Here is a 23,521-nt window from a genome sequence, read left to right on the forward strand (position 1 = left end):
ACCTATCACTTTCGCTAAAAAACATCACGAATCACAAGGGATTGAGTGTTTTAATTGCCTCCACCATTGGACTGGGTATTGCGGCGACTATGATCAGCTATTCGTTGATCTATCTGATGTCTAAAGACCCTCTCCCCCTTAAAAGCGAAAGGGTTTATCATATTCAATTGGACAACTGGAACCTCAATACTGCTGCGATTCTGCCAGATTTGCCCCCCGAAGAAGTCAGTTGGAGGGACGCCTTAAATATAGTTCATGCCAAAAAGGCAAAGTTTCAGGCTGCTCACGCCATAACTTGGGGGATGGTCACCCCTGCTGATAACAACATTCCTCCATTTCTGGGTATCATTAGAGCCACACATGGGGAGTTTTTCCCGATGTTTGATGTCCCCTTTTTATTTGGACAAGCTTGGCAAAATTATCCTCGCGATCGTGTCGAAAACGTCACAGTATTGAGTAAGTCCACTAATCAAAGAATTTTCGGTGGCGCTAATTCAGTTGGCCAAACGCTGCCCATGTTGGGCCAATTGTTCACAGTGATAGGTGTTTTAGATGATTGGCATCCAAGCCCTAAATTTTTTGATATGTCGCTTGGCAAATTTTACCCACCTGAAGACCTATATGTACCATTGCAAATAAAAGCAAATTTAGAACTACCACACGGTGGCAATAGCAATTGTTGGCAGACAAACATAGGTGATAGTTATCAAGCTTTTCTTAACTCAGAATGTGTCAATTTTAATTTATGGATTGAATTATCAAAACAACAAGACAAAATGCAGTTTGAAAATTATCTAGAAGATTACGTTCAACAACAGCGGGCTTTAGGTCGATTTCCTAAGACCACGCAAAATATAATGTTAGATGTTACGCAATGGCTAGCACATAAAGGCGTAGTCAGTTCTGATATCCATGTTTTTTTCTATTTATCGCTATTCTTTTTGTTAGTTTGTTTGTTCAATGCAGCCAGTTTACTTAGCACAAAGTTCACTGCTATGACTGCTCAAATTGCCCTCAGAAGAGCCTTGGGAGCCAACCGCCAGGCCATTTTTAGTCAATGTTTAATAGAAACTATTATGCTCGGGTGTTTAGGGGCATTGATTGGTTTTACGCTATGTGTGCTAGGTCTAAATGGCATAAAAATTCTGTACCCCGAATTTAGTGCTTTTATCACGCTTGATATGACACTGCTATTTATGACAATCGGGATCAGTATATTGTCTTCTGTTTTAGCGGGATTAGTTCCTACGATAAATGTATGTGTGTTGGCTCCGGCGAGTTATTTAAAATGAAAAGGAATAACCAAACCCATTCAAACTCTGTATCGTTAAGTCGCATTCCATTTTTAGCCTTATTGCGCACATTAATCAGACAAAAATACACCTTTACCATGTTAGTTCTTCAAATTGGCCTGACGTTAGCGGTACTTAGTAACGGTCTATTTATTGTTTCTCAACGACTTGAAGTTTTACAACGCTCGACAGGAATAGATGAAACTAATACGTTTGCGTTAACTAGTTCAGGTTTTACAACAAGTTTCAATCCTGAAAATAGTATCAAGGCAGACCTGAATGCCCTCAGACAACTGCCAAACATTGTAAATGCTGTGGCGACCTACGCCTTTCCCTTTAGTGGCAGTAGTGATTGGGATGAATTGCAAACCTCTACTGGGCACAATGAAAATATCGTACCTGCTGCCAGTTACAAATTAGACGAACACGGCATTGAAGCGTTAGGACTAATCTTGGTTGCCGGTGAAAATTTCAATGCTGATGAGGTACTTTGGCAAACCGAAAGTGCGAAAACATTCCCAAGTGTTGTTATTATCACCGCAAAATTGGCGTCAGACTTATTCAACTCTGCAGATTGGTCCACTGTTGTAGGAAAAACGATTTACATCAACGCTACCCACAGTGCAATAGTCAAAGGTGTAGTAAAGCAGTTGCAAGCGCCTTGGAACGCAGCAGGTAAAATCGAGAGCAGCATTATTTATCCAAGAGTTATCATTCGTAACTCAGCTCGCTATTTCATTCGCACTAAACCCAACACATTGCAAACTACTATGGTTGAAGTTGAAGAGTATCTTGCAGCAAGCAGTCAACAGCGGATGATCCGCAAAGTACAAAGTATTCAATCTATGAAAAAACAAGTATATGGTCCTGATATAGGTGCGATAAGCATATTGTTGGTGGTCATTTCCGCTCTTAGCATTGTTGCCTCGTTGGGTATTGCAGGCTTAACCAGTTTTAATTTAGTCAAACGTAAAAAGCAGATAGGTATTAGACGAGCACTCGGTGCCAATAAAACCGATATATTAAGCTATTGTGTTGCAGAAAATGTCATTCAAAGCACATGTGGTGTGTTTCTTGGTTGGTTGCTCGCAATAGGATTAAATATATTTTTAGTCTCACAGTATGCATTACCTAAACTGCCTCTCAGTTACTTAGCAATTGCGACACTATGCTTATATATATTGGGGCTATTAGCTATCCTCAAGCCTGCAATTAAAGCCATGAATATTTCTCCTGCCTTAGCCACAAAAGACTAGATAAAAATTAATTTTTAGGTTTTTTAAACCTTTTTGATTTTCTTCTCGACTTAACCTCTGATTGTTCAAAATTTCAGGGATAAAAATGAAAATTGCAGACACTAGTGGTCAAGATACGGTTGTAGCTAAAACCACTAATAATAAAACTAAATGGCTCCTTCTAGGTGTATTTTTGATTGCTGTTTTGGGGTATGTAACACTGGCCCCCGCCATTAGCAATTGGTCCAATTCAGACGTCAGTATTTCTTCACAAAGAGTGCGCTTAGCTAAAGTTACCCAAGGTGACTTTGTGCGTGACTTATCAGTTCAAGGTAGAGTGGTCGCCGCTGTTAGCCCCAAATTATATAGTCCGGCGCAGGGCACTATCTCTTTTGAAGTAGACGCGGGTGATACGGTAACTAAAGGCCAAGTTTTAGCCATTATAGAAAGTCCTGAACTAACTAATCAGCTTAAACAAGAGCAATCAGCCATTCAAAGACTTCAAATGGAGCTGGATAGGCAAAAAATTCAATCTAGCAAACAGGCCTTAGTCAACCAAAAAGCGGTCGACTTAGCCAAAGTAGCACTTACCGCAGCCGATAGAGAAAAACGCCGTGCAGATAAAGCTTTTGCCAGCCAATCCATCAGCCAGATTGATTATGAAAAAGCTCAAGATGATCTCGAGAACGCCCGTTTAGTTTTTAAACATTCTGTTAAAGATGCCGAACTAAATCTAGAAAGTTTACAGTTTGAAGTGAAGACTAAAGCGCTATTGGTGGAGCGTCAAAAACTCTTAGTAACAGAACTTAGCAGACAGGTAGATGAGTTAACGTTGCTCTCTCCAGTTGACGGATTGGTTGGCAACCTTTCCGTAGAGCAAAAAAATCAAGTAGCAAAAAACCAAGCGATATTAAGCGTTGTGGACTTATCTGAATTTGAAATAGAAGTTGATATCCCAGAAAGCTACGCTGATGATTTAGCAATTGGTATGGCAGCAGAAATCCAACTTAATGGTGAAACGCATTCAGCTAAACTCGTGACTATCTCTCCTGAAATTGAGAACAATCAAGTTACGGGTAGAGTGCGTTTTACCACCTCTTCAACAGAAGAAGCAACGCAGCCAAAAGGCTTGCGTCAAAATCAACGTCTCACTACCCGTATTTTGATGGAACACAAAGAAGATGTACTTATGGTGCAACGTGGACAGTTCCTAGAGACCGGAAACGGCAAGGTTGCGTATATAGTTAATAATAATATGGCCCAGCGTACTTCAATAAAAACTGGCGCTCGCAGTTTATCGAATGTCGAAGTGCTAAACGGACTTTCAGTTGGCGACACCATAATTGTTTCTGGTACCGATCAATTTAACGGTGCGCAAAGCGTACTCATTACTCAATAATTTAAAATAATCACAATTACACTTAGGGAACATAATTCATGTTAAAAATGACGGATGTAAAAAAAGTATTTCGTACTGATCTAGTTGAAACGCATGCACTACGCGATTTTAACTTACATGTAGGTGAAGGCGACTTCGTTGCTGTTACAGGACCTTCAGGCTCGGGTAAAACCACTTTTTTAAATATCGCTGGATTACTTGAAACATTTAACGGCGGAACTTACGAATTAGATGGGCAAGATGTGAGCAACCTTAATGATAAGAAACGCAGTCAGCTCAGAAACGAAAAAATTGGCTTTATTTTCCAAAGTTTCAACTTAATCCCTGATCTTAATTTATTCGATAACGTTGACGTTCCGTTACGATACCGTGGATTCAACAGCGCTGAACGTAAAAAACGTATTGAAAACAGTCTAGAAATGGTGGGCCTGGCCCAACGTATGAAACACCTACCCTCGCAACTTTCAGGAGGACAACAACAGCGAGTGGCAATTGCAAGAGCGCTCGCTGGAGAGCCTCGTTTTTTGTTAGCTGATGAACCAACAGGTAACCTCGATACCCAAATGGCGAACAGCGTCATGGATTTGTTAAAAAACATCAACGATGCCGGTACTACCATCATTATGGTAACCCATGATGGGCAGCTTGCTAGCGAAGCAAGACGTAACATTTATGTAAGAGACGGCAAAGTCACTGAAGTTAATGATGTTGATATCGCCTCATCGGCGAAACTTACTGCTGTTTAACTCTTAGGAGCCTCATTATGTTTGGTTATTATATAAAACTTGCTCTAAAAAGTGTGAAGCGCAATCCCATTCTGAGTTTACTTATGGTGACAGCAATTGCCTTGGGAATTGGTGCTTGCATGACCACGATTACCGTTAACTACCTCATGTCTGCCGATCCAATCCCCCAAAAAAGCCATCAACTATTCCATATTCAAGTTGATAGTTGGGACCCGAATAATGCGTTTGGTGATGACGCCGACTCATTACCCAATCAACTGACTTGGACCGACGCCACGAACTTTACTTTAGCAAAAAAAGCCCTTAGGCAATCTGCGATGGGAATGTCAGGAGGGATTATCGAACCAGCAGGAGACGATGCAAAACCTTTTGAGGCATCCATTAGACTGGCTTATAGGGATTTTTTCCCTATGTTTGAAGTGCCCTTTATCTACGGTAATTCATGGGATAGTCAATCGGACACTAATCGCGAACAAGTGATAGTGCTGAGTAAACGCACCAATGAAAGTGTATTTGGAGGAGAAAATTCAGTTGGTAAAACCATTGTTGTTGATGGCAGAAATTTCCAAGTAGTAGGTGTAATCGATGATTGGCAGCCCATGCCAAAGTTTTACGATGTTAACAATGGCGCTTTTAATGAAACGGAAGAGCTATATATGCCTTTTTCATTAAAAGAAGAATTAGAACTTCCTAATTGGGGCAATAACAATTGTTGGAAAAGCCCTGAAGGAGAAGGTTACAAGGCATTTTTACAATCTGAATGTATTAATACACAAATGTGGGTTGAGTTACCAACAGACTTAGCAAAAGCTGAATACATGGATTTCCTAAATAATTATGTAATGGAACAAAAAGAACTCGGTCGCTTCCCTCGCCCTATTAACAATCGTTTATCTAATGTTATGGAATGGATGGCAAGTCAAGAAGTTGTCGAAGAAGACGCAAAAATGATGATGTGGCTTTCCTTTATGTTTTTACTCGTGTGTTTACTCAATACAATAGGATTGTTGTTGGCCAAGTTTACCGGAAAATCTTCTGAAATTGGTTTGCGTCTAGCAGTGGGCGCATCTAAATCTGACTTGTTTAAACAACATTTAGTGGAAACCGCAATAATAGGTTTAATGGGAGGTATTGCGGGGATACTGCTAGCGCTTGTAGGTTTACAAGGCATTAAAAGCCTTTATGGCGACTTTGTTGATGATTTGGCATCGCTAGACTTAAGTATGGTTTTAGTGGCACTCAGTATCGCCTTGATATCCAGTATTCTGGCGGGTTTATATCCTACTTGGCGAGCGTGTAATATCGCACCAGCCACTCAACTAAAAAGCCAATAAGGGGCCAGACTATGTCAAACACTCAAACCAGCTCATCCGTTAACTGGGAAATTGGCCCCATTTTTAGAGCCATGTTACGCAACAAAGTAGGTGCAATATTGATTGCGCTGCAAATTGCAGTGACTATGACCATAATCGTTAATTCGGTATACATTATTGTAGAGCGCAGCAAAGAAATGCAGCGTGATAGTGGCATCGATAATCAAAACAGCTTTTCTTTAAATAGTGTAGGCTTTGCTGAAAACTTTAACACCCCCGTTACAGTGGAAGAGGATTTAAATATCTTGCGAACCTTACCCGGCATAGTTGATGCTGTTCAAATTAATGCGATACCTAATAGCGGGAGTGGATGGTCAATGGGTTTAAAAACCCAATCAGGTGTAGAGCATGATGCAGTGGGTACCGCAGTTTACATGGTAGATGAACACGGTATTAATGCTTTAGATGTCGAAATTATCGCTGGTGAAAATTTCACCGCTACAGACATAGGTTTACGTGTTGTAGGCCAAATAACCTGGCCAAACAAAACAATATTAACGAAAGCTATGGCTGAAAACTTATTTCCGGATATTCCTTATTCTTCAGTTGTTGGTAAAACAGTTTATATCAACGATGTCGATCCTATGATTGTGATCGGCATAATTGATAAATTGCAAGCTCCTTGGGTTGGATGGAATAACTTGGAAAATGTAATGTTGTCACCTGAAAGAATGGATTTTAAAGGAAGTCGCTATTTTATCCGTACTGAACCAGGTCAAAGAGATCGCGTGATGAAACAAGTCGAAGAGTTATTAGCGAATAGTAACACAGGTCGCATAATTCAAGGCATGCGTAGCATTGAAGAAACTCGTGAGCGTAGCTATCGTGGACATACAGCTATGATTAAAATTCTTACAACAGTGATGATCATTTTAACGATAGTCACTGCCCTAGGGATTGTTGGATTAGCTAGCTTTAGTGTCAACCAACGTAAAAAACAGATTGGAACCAGACGCGCATTAGGTGCTAGCCAGTCAGCCATTGTGCGTTATTTCATGTTGGAGAACTTTTTGATTAGCAGTATAGGAGTAGTTTTAGGGGCGGTGTTAACCATCGCTTTAAATATACTATTAGTGAATACGTTTGGCCTAGATAGGATTGACTGGTTCTATATACCGGTTGGCATGCTGGTATTGTGGATCGTTGGTCAAGGTGCTGTATTTGGGCCGGCGAAAAAAGCGGCTAATATCCCACCAGCATTAGCCACGCGGACAGTTTAATCTAGCAGAGAAAACAGAAGCAGTGAGTTTATAACTCACTGCTTCTGTTTTAAGAACGCGATTAACCAACCAAATAGGCAGTGTGAAGCTCGGCTAACTTTACCAGGATGTAAATATGGTATGTGTTAGTTTGACCATATATCAGCAAATTTGACTAATAAAGCTTTCTAATAGGCGTTTAGAGATTTCCTAACTACCTGTTTATTAAAGAGTATAATTTATTGGTCTAGTTTGTGCTTATTGACTCATTGAATTTCACTTTAGTCAACTTAGGAGCGAAAAATGGACGACGGTATGGTATTCGTATTGATTATTTTGTTTGCGTTTGTATTACCTGTAATACTGATTGGAACTTGGACATCTCATAAAAAAGAAATGGCAAAAGCAAATGCCAACCTAAATAACTCAGAAAAGAAAAATTTACAAAACGAATTAGAATCGGTCAAAGCTAGACTAGAAGTACTTGAAGCGATTGTAACCGATAAAAAATATCAGCTAAATCAAGAGATTACAGCATTAAAGGCGGTCGACTAGCACCTTACACCTGAAGCACAGCACAATCCGATACTTTCCTATTGTGCTGTGGCGTAGTCAATTTCCAGTTAGAACCCTTTAATAATTGATTTTAATCATGTATTTGTGCTGTTATAGGCCATCCTAGCAAACATTTATATTGGATTTAACTTGAACGAACCTATTATTGCCCTCGTCACAGTTGGGCTTGTTTCGATTGCCTGCCAGTTTTTCGCTTATAAGATAAAACTGCCTGCTATTTTACCTTTGTTAATAGCTGGGATTATTGTTGGTCCTGTTACCGGTATGATTGACGCCGACTTGTTATTTGGAGATTTATTATTTCCAATCGTATCTCTCTCAGTGGCCATAATTTTGTTTGAAGGTTCGTTAACCCTTAAGTTTAAGGATATTAGTGGGCATGGCTCTATGGTTAGGAACTTGTGTACCATCGGAGCGTTGATTACATGGGGGATTGCGGCTCCTATCGCCCATTATGCCTTAGGTATGACATGGCAAATAGCATTCTTATTTGGCGCAATTGTGACCGTAACGGGACCAACCGTCATTGTTCCTATGTTACGCACGGTTAGGCCAAGCACTAAAATTTCCAACATTCTCCGCTGGGAAGGCATCATTATTGATCCCATTGGTGCCTTGTTAGCTGTGCTAGTGTTCGAATATATCATTTCTACACAAGATGCTCTTAGCCATACCCTGTATGCCTTTGCAAAAACCATTTCGGTCGGTGTTATCTTTGGTGCAGTTTCCGGCTATCTCATGGGGATCGTATTACGCAATAACTGGATCCCACATTACTTAGTCAATACTGCAGTTTTAACCTTAATGTTGGGAGCTTTTGAAGGTTCCAATGTTATTGCTCATGAATCTGGTTTATTAACGGTCACTATTATGGGGATTTGGTTAGCAAATATGAAACGAGTAGAAGTTGAAGACATATTAGAGTTTAAAGAAACTTTAAGCGTTTTGTTAATTTCTGGTTTGTTCATATTACTTGCATCACGAATAGAGTGGAGTTCAATGCTTAATTTGGGTTGGGGTTCAGTCTGGGTGTTGGTTGTGATCATGTTTATTGCTAGGCCTATATCAGTATTTGTTTCTTCTTTAGGTACGAATTTGGATTGGAGAGAATTAGCACTGTTGAGCTGGATAGCTCCCAGAGGTATTGTCGCAGCCGCGGTTTCTGCTTTGTTCGCTTTAAAATTAGAAGTGCTAAATTATGCTCAAGTAGAGTTATTAGTCCCCATGGTATTTTTAGTCATTATTACTACCGTGGTTATTCAAAGTCTTACTTCAGTTAGCGTTGCGAAGTTTCTTGGACAAAGAGCACCGGCTCCCTACGGTTTTTTAATTTTTGGAGGAGGTCTGTTTTCTAGGCTATTTGCAAAAGAGTTACTCGCACAAGACATAGTAATACGTGTTGCAGATACTAACTGGGAATCAATAAAACTAGCGCGCATGGACAATATTCCGACTTATTACGGTAACCCGATGTCGGAGCACGCCGATCGTACTGTAGATCTATCACTATATGGAACAGTTTTAGTGATGTCACCTTACAAGCAATTGAACCCCTTGGTAACCTACCACTTTGAGCACGAACTCGGCAAAGGAGCCGTACTTGGTCTAAGTGTCAATGAACCTCAAAAACGCGAGAGCCATAAAGTTTCTGAGTCATATGCTGCTAAGCTGTGTTTATTTAACGAAGATGTGACTTATGCAAAGCTTGCGGGATACGTAACTAAAGGTGGCATTATAAAAACCACGCGATTATCAGACGAATTTACTGACGAAGATTATGAAAAAGAGTACCAAAAGCGTTCGATTCGACTTTGTGCCATTGATCCTAACGGCAAAGTCAAAATGTATACTAGTTTAAGAAACATTCAGCCTAAATCGGATTGGCGCATTGTTAGTTTAATAACAGAAAATAAAGCGCCAGAGGTTAGTTGAACCTAATTTACTGCTTAACTGTAATCTCATTACCATGGCAATGACTATGGTAATGAGACCAAGTGTTCAAAGTTGATAAGCAAAATTACACTTTGTAAAATTTTACCAACTGATCTTGTTGTAAAACGCATGAATACTTAGTGATACGTTTTCCTTGAGGTTTTATTTTCATTTTTACAGCCGCGCCCCCCATGGCTTTCATCCACTTAACCCTACTGCTAATATATTCAACTGATTCTTCGCCGTAACGTTTTTTAGCTTCCATTTGACAAACTTCCGAAGCTTTAGCTTTGGTGTCTTCCTTTGATAACTCAACTTCTGCAAATACAAGTGACGAACCTAGAACATACACTGAGCAGGCGATTAATAATGGTTTGATAAGTTTGGTCATTAGATTTCCTAATTAATTGAGTTGACCCACCCATTTAAATAGAAATTAGACAATTTGTCTTACCGATTGCGAAATCCTGTATACTTTTTCAAAATCGGTAAGGCAAAATTAGAAATCGGTCAGTTGCGTCGCCTCTGTCATACCATTAATTCGACGAAATTCACTCGGTGTCATAGTTTGCAGACTTTTAAATGCTTTATTAAAAGTGGTCAGTGATGCATAACCTGATTCAATAGCAATAGTAAGAATAGGAATTCTAACTAATTTAGGGTCTGATAGACGCTGCGCCGCATCTCGCACTCGGTATCGATTAAGATAATCATTAAAATTTCTATAACCAAGATGTTGATTAATCAATCGCCTAAGTTGGTGTTCAGGGATATCTAAATACTCTGAAAGACTCTTAATGGTTAAATCAACTTGACGGTAATAAAACTCTTCCTCCATCGCTTTAGTTAATTTCTCTAACCAATGTATATCTGCGGATGAAGGTTTTGGGGCTTCTTGTTTCACTAATTCAGGTGGTAAATCATCAATCGATTCAACTAGTATGTTTGAGTTGGAAACCAAAATAATATAACCGTAGGACATAGCAAAAATACTAATGACAATAATATTCAGGTAATTTAAGAATTCTGGAAATTCACCGTGCCCATAAATAAATTCGTTTGCCACAATAAACAACAAAAACGCGCCACAAGTCACAGACAAACTTAAACGTAAAAAGCGTCGACATTCAACTAAGTCAGACTGCCAGTTTCGAAATACATCCAATAGACCCAAGATCGTAATTGCTCCGGTTACAACAAGTGACACCAGATGAATAATTGAGTCGTCTAATTCAGCGGGAGATTGTAAGCATTGATAAGTACCTAAAGTAATACATACAGCCAGTCCAATATGATGGCCTGAATGCAATTTTTGATTACCTTCATTCATTTGAAATAATGTAGAAGCGAACATCCAAAATAAAGCCGGGCTGGTCATCGCTACTATCCCCAACACAAATCTAAATACAAATATGTCTTGAACCAGCGGTTGTATCAAGTAACAAGCGGCAGTGAGTAATAATAGGCTTAGTACTCTAGCACTTAATACTTGTCGGTAATCAAACATGAGTTTACACACAACCAGCATAATTGCGCCAAATGCGATGCCCGTTAAGATGAGAAAAAAACTTTGCATAGTAAATGTTAAAACGTCTAAAACTTTAGGCATAGAATACCGTAATCTAGTCACTGAAGCCGAGATTAATTTGTAACTTTTATCGATAATCAGTCTATCGGTTGACCTAACGCTTAAATGGGCCAAATTTGTGTTTGCGATTTTACAATTTAAATTGACAATTGGACGGCGCATTTAACACTCGAACCATGGCTTAAAATTACAAGACTTAGGCTATGACGGGTTTGTTAGCGAGTCTGTTTAAAGGCAATCCTACCTATCAGATATTTCTGACGTACACCAAATTTAGCTATCAAATAAAATCCTATAATAGAATCAATATTAAAAATATTGATCTTTCTAACCAGAATAAATTCAAGACTTTTTCTGCTGTTGATGAAGGATCATTTTTAAAAGTTCCGCAGCCGCCTCGGCGTCACAGAGTGCCCGGTGGTGGTTTGCCAAAGAAATATTATAAGTCTCACATAGATTGCCCAATGAATAAGAATGTAAACCTGGATAGGCCTTTCTCATTTCTCTTACCGTACATAGTTTCGCCATGGAAAAATTGCGATCTAACCTCTGATATTCTTGTTTAATAAATCCATAATCAAAATTAACGTTGTGCGCTACAAAGACACAATTCTCCGTAAATTGGCTAAGGTTATCTGCTACCTCACTAAACACAGGCGCATCTTTTACCATGTCATTGCTTATGCCTGTGAGCTGAGTGATAAATTTGGAAATATGTCGTTGCGGATTAATCAAACTACTCCATGTATCCACTACCTCACCGTTGATCATTTTTACTGCTCCTACTTCCGTAATACGGTGATGCGGCTGTTTACCCCCTGTAGTTTCAACATCCACAATGACATAGGGCTGCATAGGATCAACAATCCAGTCTACCCTACACACTCGTACATCAAATCCTGCAACTTGTAAGGCATTCATGGTAACAAACTGATTGGGGCGGATAACATCCCCGGGGGCTTTTACCTCTTCAAATCGAAGTTGACCATTTTCTATTATCATTAAGTCTGGATAACCATCGCTCAGACCATGAAAGTTCTTTGCCATCGCTCTTAAATGTTGGATAACCGCTTCCACGGGAGCCTTAGCGATGAAGTGTGTGATGACCTGCATCATTTTGGTATTCCAACGAAACATACCATTAGGCTGACCATAATATCGTGTAGCGATTTTGGTGAGATAAGCCCTTGCCCTCTTAGGCTCAAAAAACATCAATAAACGCTGTTCAACTTCATGCTCTAAATGGTGATAAATCGCATTTTCTTTGACAACTTTAGGTCTACGATCAAACTCCGTGGCCACTGCATCAGCATGATTAAACAACTCCTCCCAAAAGGTGAGCGCAAATAATGCGTTAAACAAACGGTTTTCGGTCCTAAAAGCACTGGCGCCTAGACGTTGATAATACTGTTTTACCCCCTTTTCAACTTGGTCTTTATGTATTTGATCAATGGCTAAATCATAACTTTCCTCTCGCAACTTTTGAGTTAATTCACTGACTTTGACTTGATGAAATTTACGTTGATAGAAATCCTCAGCAAACAGTAACAACCCATCATCCAAGGAATTATCAATGATCTGCTCTAGCTCATATTTTACTCGGTCTTTTTCGCCCTGTTTAAATAGCTCTCTTAACCACCTTTGCTGTGCTTTTGGGTGACAAGAGGCACGAAGATACTCCATGGCTAATGAATTGTTATGAACAAGCAATTGTTTGCCCAATAAGTAAAAATACTCTCCTCTAACCTGATTAGATTGGGCACAGTTGTTGTGTGCTGACGGATGCTCATCAGGCTTTTTATAAGTGCTTAAGTATTCTTGCACATTCAAGGCATTAGCTTTCAATTGAGCTAACTTAGTACTGTAATAAAAAACACACTGCGCTTGTTCAAAATGGTTAAAGCGTGAACTTGGTTCTGAGTTACCTTTACGCGTAGTTAACACACCTAGATCACGCATCGAAAACTTGTCCAATTTGCTGCTGGTATTACCAAAGAATAAAAATAATAGGTAGGCTAAACAGGGTTCAAAATTTTTGACCAAAACCTGCTGTGCCACCCTTGATGTGAGGCATTGCTCAATGGAACAAAACAAGGTTAATTGTTCTAACAATATTGCTTTTGCGGCACTTTTTTTGATATTACTGACAGCATATTGCTGCAAAATATCTACTAATTGCAATTTCGTTAATTGTGGCAACCACCCCTGTATATCTTCTGAATTTAAGGGACGTAACAGAGCAACCTTTTGCAACGTAGACAATTGACTAGGGCAGTCAGTGATCTCGTGATAAATCATTTTATCTTGGGTGATAAAACGTCCTTTGCGGTTAATTACCCTGACAAACATGCATTGGGTGTCATGGCATAACTGCAGGTAACATGTCACAAACTCTTGGTGTGTTTGGTCTAAGAGGTGCCCACACTGCTTGGTAATAAAATCAATAAATTCGTTGAAATGATCAAGGTAGTATTTTTCTGGTAATTCCTTGGAAAACCTAGGCATCTGAGAACACTATTGAAGAACAATAAAAACATTATATACAGTAGTTCATACAGTTGTAAAATAGGATCCTAAATTTGAACTCAACATCATGACTTCACATCTGAAACCTTTAAAGTAAATGTCGACAACCAAAACAAGGAATTGATAGTGAAAAATACAATCCCTATGCATCAAAAGTGTGATCCTACCGCGGTTTTTTCAGATTAGCGTTAAAACGTCAGCTTGCTAACGGCCATGCACCAAATAAAAGGGCATCACCGTTTTTGTGTGATGAGCTGTTTTGCCAGTTTAATTGACTCAGTTTTCTATAATTAGCCTTCAACGCAAACTCTTTTACCAATTTAAATCATCTGGAATATCGTACTCTGCGTACCAATCATCCTCTTCACTACTTTTTTGATCAGCCTCACTAATATTATCCGCTCGATAAACGACTATTGCCTCATCGCGCTCTGAAATCTTATTAGCCACGGGCATAGGCACTAACTCGTAGCCATCATTTAGTTTGACTATGGCAAGTTTGCCTTGGCTGATGTGTTTTTGTGTAGTTTGACTCACGTACATACGTTTAATGATTGTGCCGTCGGTGAAGTTACACACCACTTCTTCTTCACGTTTGGAACCTGCAAATTTGGGTTGTTTATTGGTTTCAATTAATTGTTTTATTTGCGCTACTAAGGCCTTTTTATCTGCCTCTTGTTTAGCTTTTTGATTGAGTTCACGATCTTTTGCTTTCTTTGCCTCGATCAGCTTTTCAGCGGCTAATTTTGCCTCATTGGTTTGAACCAAGTTATGATTCTTTTGAGCCTTGGCTTGTTTACTTTTTTGTTGTCGAACCTGTTTTGCTTTTTTCTTATCCGTTAATCCGGCTTTGAGTAATTGTTCTTGTAGAGAGAGGGCCATAATTGAATGCCATTTTGTAAAGTTTAAAACAATACGGCAGCCAAAAGCTGCCGTAATAGGAATGAACTATAATACTAAGTTACTTTTTAGGTTTCTTGCGTTTATCTTCAGCTTTCCATTTTCCATCGGTACACCATGCTGACCACCCTGTCGCTTTGCCTTCTTCGTTTTCAGACATCACGTACTGCTGTTTAGTTTTACGACTATAACGCACTATCGTTGGGTTACCATCTGGATCCTTAGCGGGGGCATCGGCCAAATAATAAAACTTGGGTGATATTCGATCTCTAAATCTAGCCAACTCAGCTACCTGTGGAGCCCTTGTTTCCCTTGATTTTGGAAAGTTATGAGCCGCCAAGAAAATACCGGATGCGCCGTCTCTAAGCACAAAATGCGCATCAGATTTAAGGCATTCTAGTTCAGGCAGGTCAGTAGGATCTTCTTTAGGTGGCGCAGGTTCACCATTTCTGAGCAATTTGCGGGTGTTTTTACATTCTTCGTTAGTACAACCAAAGTACTTACCAAAACGACCACTTTTTAACTCCATGTTCGATTTGCATTTATCACACTCAAGAATAGGTCCTTCATAACCTTTAATCTTAAAGGTGCCTTTTTCTACATAAACGCCCTCACACGCTGGTGAGTTTCCGCAAACGTGCAACTTACGCGACTCGTCGACTAAATAACTATCCATAGCGGTACCGCATTTATCACAACGGCGTTTTGAGCGTAAGACTTCGGTTTCTAATTCTTCTTCATCTTCAACTTTGATGACTTCATCACCAGAGGTCAGATTCATAGTGCCTGTGCAGCGCTCTTTAGGTGGCAAGCTGTAACCAGAGCAGCCTAAAAACACACCTGTGCTTGCGGTACGAACATTCATTGGACGCCCACATTTAGGACACTCAATGTCTGTAGGAATAGCTTGATTTAAACGCATCCCTCCTTCTTCAGGTGTTTTTTCAGCAACATGTAACTTTTGCTCAAAATCCACATAAAAATCGTCTAACACCCCTTTCCAAGACGCATTACCTTCAGCAATTGCATCCAGTTGTTGTTCCATATTGGCAGTAAAATCATAACCTATTAGATCATCAAAATTCTCCATCAAACGATCGTTTACAATCTCTCCCATTTTTTCAGCATAGAAACGTTTACTTTCGATTCTTGCGTAACCTCTATCTTGGATCGTAGAGATAATACTGGCGTAAGTAGACGGACGACCAATGCCACGTTTTTCCAACTCTTTAACCAAAGATGCTTCATTAAAACGCGCCACAGGTTTAGTAAAGTGTTGCTTGGGATCCAGTGACTTCAGGTCTAAATCCTCCCCCTCTTTTACGTCAGGTAGCAATAAATCTTCGTCACCTTTTTTACGCTGTGGGTTTTGTACCTTAGTCCAACCATCAAACTTTAATACGCGACCTTTTGCGGTCAATTCAAACTCACCGGCCTTGACTCTGATAGTGCTCGCATCATATTTAGCAGGGGTCATTTGGCAGGCCACAAATTGACGCCAAATTAACTCATATAGACGTTGTGCATCGCGCTCAACATCAGTAATGGCTTCAGATTTTAGCAATACATTGGAAGGACGGATGGCTTCATGGGCCTCTTGCGCACCTTCTTTGCTGCCATAGGTAATAGAGTTTTCTGGCAAATAATTATTGCCAAAATTATCGCTTATATAATCACGACAACTGTCTACCGCTTCTTTTCCCAAATGGGTTGAATCGGTACGCATGTAGGTAATATGACCCGCTTCATACAATCGCTGCGCCATCATCATGGTTTTTTTCACACCAAAACCTAAACGCGTACTGGCTGATTGTTGCAAAGTAGAAGTGATGAACGGTGCCGAAGGTTTACTTTGGGTCGGTCGCGATTCGCGGCTTACGACTTGAAAATTTGCCCCTTCAAGTTGGTTAACCACTTTATCGGTCTGGGCTTTGCTTTTAGGCTTAAAAGCGGCGCCACTTTCTTTAACTACTTGCATCCGCAAATTGGTATTTTTTGCAGTGGTTAGGTCTGCGTGTAAGTCCCAAAATTCCTCGGGTACAAAGGCTTTAATTTCTCTTTCACGCTCAACTACCAGTCGCACTGCTACCGATTGTACACGTCCGGCCGACAAGCCTCTTGCTACCTTTTTCCATAGTAGCGGTGACACCATGAAACCCACGACTCTATCTAGAAAACGTCTAGCTTGTTGTGCGTTTGCCATCTCGATATTTAATTCTCCGGGATGGGAAAATGCTTCTTGAATGGCGTTTTTGGTAATTTCATTAAAAACCACACGCTGAAATTCTTTTCCTGGTTCATCGATTAGCTCGCGTAAATGCCAAGCAATCGCTTCCCCTTCCCTATCCAAATCCGTTGCGAGATAAACAGTGTCAGCATTTTTTGCCAACTTTTTGAGTTCGTTAACAACTTTTTCTTTGCCTTCGAGTACATCGTAATGAGCTTGCCAATCATTTTTAGGATCGATCCCCATGCGATCAACTAACTTTTTATATTCATAATCACGCAAATAGTTTTCGCGCTTTTTTTCAGAGAGAAGTTTGAGTTCTTTAGCTGGTTTTTTAGGCGCAACTTTGCCCACAGCCTTATGAGGAAGATCCCGAACGTGCCCGACACTAGATTTTACAATAAAATCTTTACCGAGATATTTATTAATCGTTTTTGCCTTTGCCGGTGATTCGACAATGACTAGATGCTTTGCCATATATTGGTTTTAACCTTTGATTTTTATAGGTTTTTAATAACAAGGTGGACATAACCTCAGGTTCACCTCTTTAAATTGCTTTTTAACATATATCGACAAAATGAATATAAAACAAGTTCTTCTTCATACTTATCCAATATTCTTTTTTTTAGAGTCACTTTCACTGTTTACTTTTTATACAGCTGCATTGGCACGGCAAACAAAAACAGTATAATGCTCAGCAATTCGTAATTTGAAGGTTATTTCAAGTCAAAAAAGTGGAGCAGATACGGCTCAAAAGCTGACGAGAAATATCTAACTGTGAGGTAAAAATGAAACAATTTGAAGCCAATTTTGATGGTTTAGTTGGACCAACCCATAATTATGCGGGGTTATCCTATGGAAACGTTGCTTCGTTAAATAATGCGAGTGCCTCAAGCAGCCCTAAACAGGCCGCTAAGCAGGGCTTAAAGAAAATGAAGGCCCTAACTGACCTCGGTATGGTTCAAGGTGTTCTAGCGCCACAGGAGCGTCCTGACATCGCATCATTACGTAGGTTGGGGTTTAGTGGAACTGACGCTAATGTTTTATCCCTAGCAGCAAAACAAGCACCGGCTATTTTTCAAGCGTGTTGCTCAGCCTCTAGCATGTGGACTGCTAACGCTGCAACTGTTTCGCCTAGCGCCGATACTAGCGATGCCAAAATTCATTTCACTCCAGCAAATTTAACGAATAAGTATCATCGTTCTTTAGAGCCTGAAGTTACCGGGAAAATCCTCAAGGCGACCTTTGCGAATAGCCAATATTTTGTTCATCATAAACATTTGCCAGACAATGAACATTTTGGTGATGAAGGCGCAGCTAATCATACTCGTCTTTGTAGTGAATATGGCAAAGCTGGTTTAGAACTCTTTGTGTATGGACGCCACGCATTTGATACCAGTAAACCGGCACCTAAGAAGTTTCCTGCTCGACAGACCCTTGAAGCAAGTCAAGCTGTGGCCAGGTTACATGGGCTAAATGATGATAATGTAGTTTACGTGCAACAAAATCCTGACCTCATTGACCAAGGCGTATTTCACAATGACGTGATAGCAGTGGGCAACCGAAACGTGTTGTTTTTCCACGAACAGGCTTTTTATCAATCAGAACAAGCGTTAGCCAACATTAAACAAAAATTTGGCAATGATGAGTTACATTTCATTTGTGTAAAAACCTCTGAAGTGAGTGTCCAAGATGCGATTACGAGCTATTTATTTAATACTCAAATTATTAGTTTAGCTAACGGCGACATGGCAATAATAGCGCCAACCGACTGCAAAGAAAATCAAGCAGTAGCCAATTATTTAGATAACTTAGTGCAACAAAACACACCAATCAAACATGTTTATTATCACGATGTGAAACAGAGTATGCGCAATGGTGGCGGGCCCGCATGTTTGCGTCTTCGCGTGGCTATGACAGAAAAAGAGCGTGCTGCTGTCAATCAACACACCTTAATTAACGATGCACAGTTTGCACGTTTAAATAATTGGGTAGATACACATTACCGTGAAACATTACACGTCAATGATTTAAGTGATCCACAATTATTAATTGAATCAAGAACGGCGCTGGATGAGTTAACTCAAATTTTGCACTTAGGCTCGGTATACCCGTTTCAACAAATCTAAAATAAAACACCCAGTCAATTTAGCCAGCTCAACAAACTGAGCTGGCTACTTAATTATCTATAAAGTATTTTCACAAGTCAGGTTTGCACCATCATCGATGAAGGTACCTGGGTTGTTTGGATCTTCAACTGAATTTAAGCCATTACCAAAAGGATTGGTGTTTGGAGGCGTCGCTTCTTCACGTAAGTCGGTAGATGATGCCGACAAGATGAAAAACTGGCTAGCTTGAGATTCGCTTCCTGATACTGGTGTACTCGCCGTTATTTTGACCTGTCCCCAAGCAGCAAATGTTTTTGCATAACGTAACTCAATAATCGCTTGGCCATTTTCATCTGTGACAATATTACCGTCAATCGACAAGATATTGCCTGGTGTCAACTCTCCATCACCATTGATATCTTCATTTTGATCTTCAATTGCATCGTCATCAACGTCTTCATTAGCACAACCAATGGTTCGGACTGCTGTCCAGAATTCGAAATCTTCTTGATTCGGATAAGGAACCCAATAACCTTTGTAAAATGCGGGGCGAATAGCTTGATAGTTGGCGTCTCCAGGCTCGGCATTAGGCTCAAGAATTTCTGAATATTTTACAGGTGTTCCGGTTACAGTGAGTTCGACACCTTCAACGGGGTTAGAATTAGCGTCTGTGACAAATACTGTGAACTTTTTCAAATAACTGGTTTCATCCGGTGATGAAATCGTATTACCGGTACCGATTGAAATAAACTGGGATCTGTCGGCAACCGTTAAATTTACGCTCGCTACAATATTGGAGTCAGGCTCTGTCGCAGAAATGGTAATGCCATTTTCTGTTGTTACACTTGAAGATGTGTAAACAGTTGACGCCACACCATTACTGTCAGTCACTGAAGACGCAGGGAAAATCTCACCACCACTGACATCATCATTATTAAAGTTAACCGTTTTGCCTTTGACTAAGTTACCTGCTGCATCACGCAATACGGCAGTTATGGTACTTTTCTGCCCAGCTGGACCAATAGAATTAGGACTGGCCGACAAGATAATGTTATTCACTTGCGTCGCAACAAATTCCACTTCGGTACTGACATTAACGTAAACTGGGATCTCGCCACTAGAATCAACCCCCTGCGCAGAAACAATCGCCCTACCCGCGTTATTTGATTGAATTTGAAAGTTGACTTTACCTTCGGAATTGGTGGTTGCACTACTAGTCGAAAGTGTTCCTCTTGTGGTCGTAAGTGTTATTGCGCCATTTGCAAATGGGATAGTATCTTTTAGCCAGGTTAGTTCTATATTACTTGCTGAACCCAGAGGAATATCTGTTGTAGACACTTCAGTAAAACTAAATTGGTCCTGCTGAACACTGACATTTAAATTAGCACTGGTATTTAACGCAGATGCGATAATCTCATCCAAACCAGAATTAGTGGCAGTATAATCAACAATCACTTGGCCTTCTCCATCAGTAACGAATGTTGGAGCATCTATTGTATTGCCTTGTGTTGAACTTACTTGAACACTTTGATTAGCGATACCTATACCGTCAAAGTCAGAAAGGAAAATTGTAAATGTTGCTGTCTCTCCCACAATCACAGTAGGTGGTCCATTTACTGAAACTGAGGTACCTACTACGTGAACATCTAGTGATTTTGGTTCAGCTAAACCTGATACGGACGCGGTTACTGTTATGACACGGTTTTCCGACTTATTTTGTGTACCGAGCAAAGCTCTCGCAGTGCCGTCTTCTCCGGTGGTACCTTGCGTTATTTGTAAGCTAGCAGAAGAATTGGCTGAAAAAGTTACATCTACGCCTTCAAGCAGGACGTTATTCGCATTCTTGACTTGTGCAATTAACTCAATTTCATCCGACCCGCTTGACGCTAATTGTGTGGAGCTACCATACAATTCGATTGAAGCTGGAACTCCATTTTGTGATGAGCCTGATGATTTGAAGGTAGTCTCATCTGTCTCACCAGAGCTTAACGTAGCAACTATGACACCGTCGCCTGAGTTTTCTCCCACAAGAATATCAATAGTAGCAACGCCGTCACTGCCGGTCGAAGCTGTGCCAGAATCATTGCCAAATACAGCTAGACCTTCAGGCTGAAAAGTAAAGGTAATCAAGGTATCAGCGACAGGATCGCCATTTGAATCGATAGCCGTGGCTGTCAGTGTTAAAGGATTTGACTCGTTTAAATCTTTCGAAGGCTGACCATTGGCGTCAGTGAACTCCAACTCTACATTTCTGGTAACGTTAACGGTACCTCCCCCAGTACTCGTTCCACTATCATCACGTGAAATCTCTCCCCCGCCTCCACAAGAAAATAGGCCCATTAAAGCCAAAAATCCTAACAGCGTTCTAAAACGTAAAATCATATACCTTTCCTATACACATTAGCCATATTGTGATGGCAAATTCACTTTAATAGTTCAGCTTGAACGACAATCTTGCTAACCTAGGTGTAGGTTAGATTAGATAGCCCAATTCAATAGCACTAAATAATTGCGACTTTAAACAAAAATAAAGCTTAGGATTTTCATGACCACCTCAATCAATTTGTCACCACAAAAACCCACACCACAAAAACTCGGACTTACCGCTCGTATCTTTATCGGCATGATCGCCGGAATAATTATCGGAGCTTTATTACAATGGTTGTTTGATGATAGCGGAGATTTTTCCTTTAGTGTATTCGGCTTGCATGTTTCAACGTATACACTTTTAGTCGAAGGTATATTTAATGTAGTGGGAAGTATATTTATCGCCAGTTTGAAAATGCTGGTTGTACCATTAGTCTTTGTTTCTTTAGTGTGCGGCACTTCGAGCTTATCTGATCCCTCTAAATTAGGGCGATTGGGAGGAAAATCTATATTGCTCTACATCTTTACCACTGCGTTGGCGATCAGTCTAGCTGTTACCTTTGCTTTGTTAATCAAACCAGGTGAAGGGTTAAACTTAGTTTCTGAGTCTAATTACATTGCCAAAGAAGCCCCTTCGCTAGGACAAGTGATCATAAATATGATGCCCACCAATCCTATTAATGCAATGGCCGAAGGCAATATGTTGCAAATCATAGTCTTTGCGGTACTTTTCGGCATATCTATGGCCATGACTGGAGATGCAGGCAAAAGACTAACTTCGGTGTTCGAGGATTTAAGTGCTGTCATAATGAAACTAGTGACTATTTTAATGAACCTTGCCCCTTATGGTGTGTTTGTATTAATGGCTAAACTCTTTGCCACTATAGGCTTTGACACTATAGCAAGCTTACTCAAATATTTTCTTTTGGTTCTTTTTGCCCTGTTTGTGCATGCTTTTGTTACTTATCCCATTGTTCTAAAAACTCTAAGTGGTTTGAGCCCATTAAATCTAATCAGAAAAATGCGAGATGCGGCATTGTTCGCTTTTAGTACGTCGAGCAGTAGCGCGACGTTACCGGTTACTATGGAAACCGCAATAAGTAAGCTTGGAGTTAAACGCTCAGTTGCCTCTTTTACGGTTCCCCTCGGTTCAACCATTAATATGGACGGCACCGCAATTATGCAAGGCGTAGCGACAGTGTTTATTGCGCAGGTATATGGCGTAGATTTAAGTCTAGGTGATTATATGATGGTGATACTCACAGCCACTCTTGCGTCGGTAGGCACCGCAGGTGTACCTGGCGTGGGCCTGATAATGCTTGCAATGGTGCTACAGCAGGTAAATTTACCCGTAGAAGGCATCGCGCTTATCATTGGTGTAGATCGTTTGCTTGATATGACCCGAACCGCCGTTAACGTTACGGGAGACTGTATGGTGGCTTGTATAGTGGCTAAAAGTGAAAGCGAACTCGATATTGAAGTGTATAACGATCCAGACGCAGGCATATCAGCAGAAAAAGTGGATTTTAAACACTTAGACAACAATAGCTAACTATTGATTAGTCTAAGTCTTCTACTGGCCATAATGCGATGAAATCTTCGAATTCCTCAAGATCTACATCCTTATCCGAGACTGTTTTGCCACGAACGGACATGCCTGCTTTATGCATAGCTGACTTTTTGTTCTTATTTAACAGAGGATGCCAACTAGGTAATCCTCTGCCTTCGTAAAGTCGCCTATAACTGCAGCTTGGAGGCATAAAGAATATATCTTGGAGATTGCTTTTGGTTAATTTGACACACTCTGGCACCAATTTGGTTCTTTGTGAGTACTGTGTACAAGAGCAGGTTTTTGTATTCAACAGGTTGCAAGCAATATTGGTATAATGAATCTTTTCGCCTAGATTAATTTCGTTAGTAGTAGCTGGCTGCGGCGCATTTTCATCATCAATAAATTTATGTAAACAGCATTTTGCACAACCATCACAAATGTCTTCCCACTGTTTATCTGACATCTGTTTCAACGATGTGGTTTCCCAGTACTTATCCATGG

17 protein-coding genes are annotated in these 23,521 nt (G+C 40.2%); 10 read left to right on the forward strand and 7 right to left on the reverse strand.

Annotation, left to right across the window (positions count from 1 at the left end; genetic code table 11):
- Positions 1-41 precede the first annotated feature (41 nt).
- The 8 genes from ABJK37_RS12730 to ABJK37_RS12765 all read left to right on the forward strand — a co-directional run bounded on the left by ABJK37_RS12730 (position 42) and on the right by ABJK37_RS12765 (position 9,752).
- The gene (locus ABJK37_RS12730; protein WP_348354206.1) at positions 42-1,292 is read left to right on the forward strand and encodes an ABC transporter permease; all 1,251 of its coding nucleotides are present in this window, start codon (positions 42-44) and stop codon (positions 1,290-1,292) included.
- Complete coding sequence (locus tag ABJK37_RS12735; RefSeq protein ID WP_348354209.1) at positions 1,289-2,548, forward strand: FtsX-like permease family protein; 1,260 nt, start codon at positions 1,289-1,291, stop codon at positions 2,546-2,548. Before ABJK37_RS12730 ends, ABJK37_RS12735 begins: the two co-directional genes overlap by 4 nt.
- 85 nt (positions 2,549-2,633) lie before the next feature.
- On the forward strand, positions 2,634-3,926 hold the full coding sequence (locus ABJK37_RS12740; RefSeq protein ID WP_348354211.1) for an efflux RND transporter periplasmic adaptor subunit: 1,293 nt from the start codon (positions 2,634-2,636) through the stop codon (positions 3,924-3,926).
- A 38-nt stretch (positions 3,927-3,964) separates the two neighbouring features.
- A complete protein-coding gene (locus ABJK37_RS12745) occupies positions 3,965-4,672 on the forward strand; it encodes an ABC transporter ATP-binding protein (RefSeq protein WP_348354214.1) in 708 nt (235 codons plus the stop codon).
- Positions 4,673-4,689: 17 nt separating this feature from the next.
- Positions 4,690-6,006, forward strand: a complete 1,317-nt coding sequence (locus ABJK37_RS12750) for an ABC transporter permease (RefSeq protein ID WP_348354217.1) — start codon at positions 4,690-4,692, stop codon at positions 6,004-6,006.
- Positions 6,007-6,017: 11 nt separating this feature from the next.
- Entirely contained in the window at positions 6,018-7,265 is a 1,248-nt protein-coding gene (locus tag ABJK37_RS12755; protein ID WP_348354220.1) for an FtsX-like permease family protein, read from the forward strand.
- Positions 7,266-7,547: 282 nt separating this feature from the next.
- Positions 7,548-7,799: a DUF2746 domain-containing protein gene (locus ABJK37_RS12760; RefSeq protein WP_348354223.1), complete on the forward strand. Its 252-nt coding sequence runs from the start codon at positions 7,548-7,550 to the stop codon at positions 7,797-7,799.
- Between the two features lie 150 nt (positions 7,800-7,949).
- On the forward strand, positions 7,950-9,752 hold the full coding sequence (locus ABJK37_RS12765; RefSeq protein WP_348354226.1) for a sodium:proton antiporter: 1,803 nt from the start codon (positions 7,950-7,952) through the stop codon (positions 9,750-9,752).
- Positions 9,753-9,837: 85 nt separating this feature from the next.
- On the opposite strand, the gene ABJK37_RS12770 is transcribed toward ABJK37_RS12765, so the two are convergent.
- From ABJK37_RS12770 to topA, 5 genes are all read right to left on the reverse strand, one after another.
- Entirely contained in the window at positions 9,838-10,143 is a 306-nt protein-coding gene (locus ABJK37_RS12770; protein ID WP_348354229.1) for a hypothetical protein, read from the reverse strand.
- Positions 10,144-10,251: 108 nt separating this feature from the next.
- Complete coding sequence (locus tag ABJK37_RS12775) at positions 10,252-11,361, reverse strand: helix-turn-helix transcriptional regulator (RefSeq protein ID WP_348354232.1); 1,110 nt, start codon at positions 11,359-11,361, stop codon at positions 10,252-10,254.
- Positions 11,362-11,682: 321 nt separating this feature from the next.
- Positions 11,683-13,845 (reverse strand): exonuclease domain-containing protein, encoded by a 2,163-nt coding sequence (locus tag ABJK37_RS12780; protein WP_348354234.1) that lies wholly within the window; start codon positions 13,843-13,845, stop codon positions 11,683-11,685.
- A 333-nt stretch (positions 13,846-14,178) separates the two neighbouring features.
- Positions 14,179-14,748 (reverse strand): DUF2058 domain-containing protein, encoded by a 570-nt coding sequence (locus ABJK37_RS12785; protein WP_348354237.1) that lies wholly within the window; start codon positions 14,746-14,748, stop codon positions 14,179-14,181.
- 79 nt (positions 14,749-14,827) lie between these two features.
- Complete coding sequence (gene topA / locus ABJK37_RS12790) at positions 14,828-17,470, reverse strand: type I DNA topoisomerase (protein WP_348354240.1); 2,643 nt, start codon at positions 17,468-17,470, stop codon at positions 14,828-14,830.
- 311 nt (positions 17,471-17,781) lie between these two features.
- Between topA and astB the strand changes: the two genes are divergently transcribed.
- Positions 17,782-19,122, forward strand: coding sequence for an N-succinylarginine dihydrolase (gene astB / locus ABJK37_RS12795; RefSeq protein ID WP_348354243.1), 1,341 nt, complete (start codon positions 17,782-17,784; stop codon positions 19,120-19,122).
- A gap of 57 nt (positions 19,123-19,179) precedes the next feature.
- Here astB and ABJK37_RS12800 read toward each other — a convergent pair whose 3' ends face one another.
- On the reverse strand, positions 19,180-21,483 hold the full coding sequence (locus ABJK37_RS12800; protein WP_348354246.1) for an Ig-like domain-containing protein: 2,304 nt from the start codon (positions 21,481-21,483) through the stop codon (positions 19,180-19,182).
- Between the two features lie 163 nt (positions 21,484-21,646).
- Between ABJK37_RS12800 and ABJK37_RS12805 the strand changes: the two genes are divergently transcribed.
- Positions 21,647-23,020 carry a dicarboxylate/amino acid:cation symporter gene (locus ABJK37_RS12805; protein WP_348354249.1) on the forward strand — a complete coding sequence of 458 codons (1,374 nt, stop codon included), beginning with the start codon at positions 21,647-21,649 and terminating at the stop codon, positions 23,018-23,020.
- Positions 23,021-23,027: 7 nt separating this feature from the next.
- Here ABJK37_RS12805 and ABJK37_RS12810 read toward each other — a convergent pair whose 3' ends face one another.
- Positions 23,028-23,519, reverse strand: coding sequence for a YcgN family cysteine cluster protein (locus ABJK37_RS12810; protein ID WP_348354252.1), 492 nt, complete (start codon positions 23,517-23,519; stop codon positions 23,028-23,030).
- Between the last annotated feature and the right edge of the window lie 2 nt (positions 23,520-23,521).

Source organism: Paraglaciecola sp. (assembly GCF_039964565.1).
GTDB lineage: Bacteria > Pseudomonadota > Gammaproteobacteria > Enterobacterales > Alteromonadaceae > Paraglaciecola.

Excerpts from the sequence above, each read along its gene's own strand:
- ABJK37_RS12735 (WP_348354209.1), top strand. The coding sequence starts at position 1,289 with ATGAAAAGGAATAACCAAACCCATTCAAACTCTGTATCGTTAAGTCGC.
- ABJK37_RS12740 (WP_348354211.1), top strand. The coding sequence starts at position 2,634 with ATGAAAATTGCAGACACTAGTGGTCAAGATACGGTTGTAGCTAAAACC.
- ABJK37_RS12745 (WP_348354214.1), top strand. The coding sequence starts at position 3,965 with ATGTTAAAAATGACGGATGTAAAAAAAGTATTTCGTACTGATCTAGTT.
- ABJK37_RS12750 (WP_348354217.1), top strand. The coding sequence starts at position 4,690 with ATGTTTGGTTATTATATAAAACTTGCTCTAAAAAGTGTGAAGCGCAAT.
- ABJK37_RS12755 (WP_348354220.1), top strand. The coding sequence starts at position 6,018 with ATGTCAAACACTCAAACCAGCTCATCCGTTAACTGGGAAATTGGCCCC.
- ABJK37_RS12760 (WP_348354223.1), top strand. The coding sequence starts at position 7,548 with ATGGACGACGGTATGGTATTCGTATTGATTATTTTGTTTGCGTTTGTA.
- ABJK37_RS12770 (WP_348354229.1), bottom strand. The coding sequence starts at position 10,143 with ATGACCAAACTTATCAAACCATTATTAATCGCCTGCTCAGTGTATGTT.
- ABJK37_RS12775 (WP_348354232.1), bottom strand. The coding sequence starts at position 11,361 with ATGCCTAAAGTTTTAGACGTTTTAACATTTACTATGCAAAGTTTTTTT.
- ABJK37_RS12780 (WP_348354234.1), bottom strand. The coding sequence starts at position 13,845 with ATGCCTAGGTTTTCCAAGGAATTACCAGAAAAATACTACCTTGATCAT.
- ABJK37_RS12785 (WP_348354237.1), bottom strand. The coding sequence starts at position 14,748 with ATGGCCCTCTCTCTACAAGAACAATTACTCAAAGCCGGATTAACGGAT.
- topA (WP_348354240.1), bottom strand. The coding sequence starts at position 17,470 with ATGGCAAAGCATCTAGTCATTGTCGAATCACCGGCAAAGGCAAAAACG.
- astB (WP_348354243.1), top strand. The coding sequence starts at position 17,782 with ATGAAACAATTTGAAGCCAATTTTGATGGTTTAGTTGGACCAACCCAT.
- ABJK37_RS12800 (WP_348354246.1), bottom strand. The coding sequence starts at position 21,483 with ATGATTTTACGTTTTAGAACGCTGTTAGGATTTTTGGCTTTAATGGGC.
- ABJK37_RS12805 (WP_348354249.1), top strand. The coding sequence starts at position 21,647 with ATGACCACCTCAATCAATTTGTCACCACAAAAACCCACACCACAAAAA.
- ABJK37_RS12810 (WP_348354252.1), bottom strand. The coding sequence starts at position 23,519 with ATGGATAAGTACTGGGAAACCACATCGTTGAAACAGATGTCAGATAAA.